The organism is Micromonospora sp. NPDC049580, from assembly GCF_040675595.1.
In the GTDB taxonomy this organism is placed as follows: Bacteria; Actinomycetota; Actinomycetes; order Mycobacteriales; family Micromonosporaceae; genus Micromonospora.
The window spans coordinates 1-2,427 of the sequence record NZ_JBFAPG010000683.1 but is presented as its reverse complement, the minus strand read 5'-3'; the positions used below and the strand labels follow the sequence as shown (position 1 = coordinate 2,427).

Here is a 2,427-nt window from a genome sequence, read left to right as displayed (position 1 = left end):
CGGGCGCCAGGGGGTGGGGGGTGGCGCGGGCCGTCGCGGCGGTGGCCGCGGCGGCCGCCGAGCAGCGGATCCGGCCCGGCGCTGACCTGGTCGCCGAGACGGCGCTGATCGCCGCGGCGGTCCTGGTCGGCTACACCCGGCGACTCGACGACGGGTTCGACCCGGCGCTGGCCGCCGCGGCGCTGGTCCTGCTGGGGCTGGTGCTCCTGGTGGGGCCGCTGCGGACCGCCGGCAACCTGGAGGTCCGGGCGGCCAACCTGCCGGTACGGGCCTGGACCCCGCTGATCGCCGACCGGCTCGGCGTCGCCCTGTTGGGGCTGCTCGCGGCAGTGGCCCTCGCCGCCGCGCTGACCCTGCCCGCCGCCGTGGCGCTCGTCGTCAGCCTGCTGGTGGGCGCCGGCGCCGGGGCGGTCGCGCTGGACCTGGCCCGGCGGCGGTTCCGGCCCACCGGCGGCGGTGGGCCGGTGGCCCGCGCGCTGCGCCGGCACCAGCCGGAGTTCCTGCTCTACTTCTCCGCGCCGCCCGGCTCGGAATACCAGGTCACCATGTGGCTGCCGTACCTGGAGCGGATCGGCAGGCCGTTCCTGGTCCTGGTGCGCGAGCCGGAGTTCCTGGCACCCATCGCCGCGGCCACCGACGCGCCGGTGGTCTACTGCCCCACCCTGCGGGCGATCGACGAGGCGCTGGTGCCGAGCCTGCGGGTGGCGTTCTACGTCAACCACGGGGCGAAGAACAGCCACTGCGTCCGGTTCACCCAGCTCACCCACATCCAGCTGCACCACGGCGACAGCGACAAGGCGCCGAGCGCCAACCCGGTCTCGGGGATCTTCGACCGGATCTTCGTGGCCGGTCCGGCGGCGATCGACCGGTACGCCCGTGCCGGGGTGCGGATCCCGGCGGACAAGTTCGTGGTGGTGGGCCGCCCGCAGGTCGAGTCGATCGACGTACGCCGGGAGCCGGCGCGCGGCCTCGCGAGCCCGACGGTGCTCTACACCCCGACCTGGACCGGGCACCACGCCGACGCCGACTACTGCTCGCTGCCTGTGGCCGAGGAGCTGCTGCGACGGCTGCTGGAGCGCGGTGCCACGGTGATCCTGCGGGCCCACCCGTACACGGCGCAGAACCCGGCGTCGGCACGCCAGTTGGGCCGGCTGACGGAGCTGCTGGCCGCCGACCGCGCCCGCAGCGGCCGTCAGCACGTCTTCGGCGCGGCGGCCCGGGAGCTGAGCCTGACCGACTGCGTCAACCGCTCTGACGCGCTGGTCTCCGACGTGTCCGGCGTGATCTCGGACTACCTCTACTCCGGCAAGCCGTACGCCGTGACCGACATGGGCGACGAGGGCGACCGGTTCACCGACCGTTTCCCGTTGGCCGGGTCGGGTTACGTGCTGCGGCGCGACATGTCGAATGTGGACGCCGTACTCACCGCGCTGCTGGACACCGACCCGCTGGCCGAGGAGCGCTGGGCCACCCGCCGCCGCTACCTGGGTGACTTCCCCGCCGAGTCGTACGCCGAGGCTTTCCTGACGGCAGCGCGCCGAGAGCTGGCGCCGGCGGAGAACCTGGCCGCGTCAGCACCGGTCTAGCAGCTCAGCGGTAGGCGTCCAGCAGCGCCAGCACGGCGGCCGGGTCCTCCAGGTGCGCGTTGTGGCCGAGACCGGGCAGCGTGGCGACCGGCACGCCGTACTCCTTGAGCTGCGCGTCGGTGACCATCGGGTCGTGCTCGCCGCGTGCCAGCACCACCGGCACGTCGGTCGCCGCCAGCAGCGCGGTCAGGTCGGGCTCGCCGACGGCGAACGCGCTCGTGTCCATCGCGAGCCGCCACCGGCCGTCGACCTGGCGCAGGCCGGCGTCCACCATCGGATGGTCCGGAGAGACCAGACCGGTGAGGCCGGCGACCCGCAGGTAGCGGCGGGCGGCCTCGGTGCGGCTGGCGAACCAACCGAGCGGGCGGGCGGCGAGCTCCGCGGCCCGGGTCAGCTCGGCGGGTGACCAGACCGCCTTGATGCCCAACCCGACCACCGCGTCCACCGGCAGCCCGGCGTCGCGGGCCGCCAGCGCCAGGCCGACCACCCCACCCAGCGAGTGGCCGAGCACCACGATGCGGTCGTCGAAGGCCAGGCCCTGTGCGATCCGCTGGGCCAGACCCTCGAAGGAGTACGACGACAGCGGGGCCGACCAGCCGTGGCCGGCGAGATCCGGCGCCAACCACCGCCCTGGCCAGTGCTGCTCCAGCAGTGGCGCCCAGGGCAGCCACACGTCGCCCGTCGCTCCCATGCCGTGCAGCAGCAGCAGGACCGGCCCGCGACCGGCGTGACCACCCGATTCGTCCACCACGGCCGCAGTCTCCCACGGTTCGTGGCCCGGTACGAGAGCCGTCATCGGCATCGACGCGAGACGCCGCGGGCGCCGGCCCCTCGTGGGGGA

General features: G+C 74.8%; 2 protein-coding genes. One reads left to right on the top strand and one right to left on the bottom strand.

What is annotated here, in order from left to right; genetic code table 11:
* On the top strand, nt 1-1,586 hold a 1,586-nt coding region (locus tag AB0J68_RS30955), incomplete at its 5' end, for a CDP-glycerol glycerophosphotransferase family protein (RefSeq protein WP_363942292.1).
* 4 nt (nt 1,587-1,590) lie between these two features.
* Here the strand turns inward: AB0J68_RS30955 and AB0J68_RS30950 are convergent.
* Nucleotides 1,591-2,337: an alpha/beta hydrolase gene (locus tag AB0J68_RS30950; protein ID WP_363942290.1), complete on the bottom strand. Its 747-nt coding sequence runs from the start codon at nt 2,335-2,337 to the stop codon at nt 1,591-1,593.
* Nucleotides 2,338-2,427: the final 90 nt, after the last annotated feature.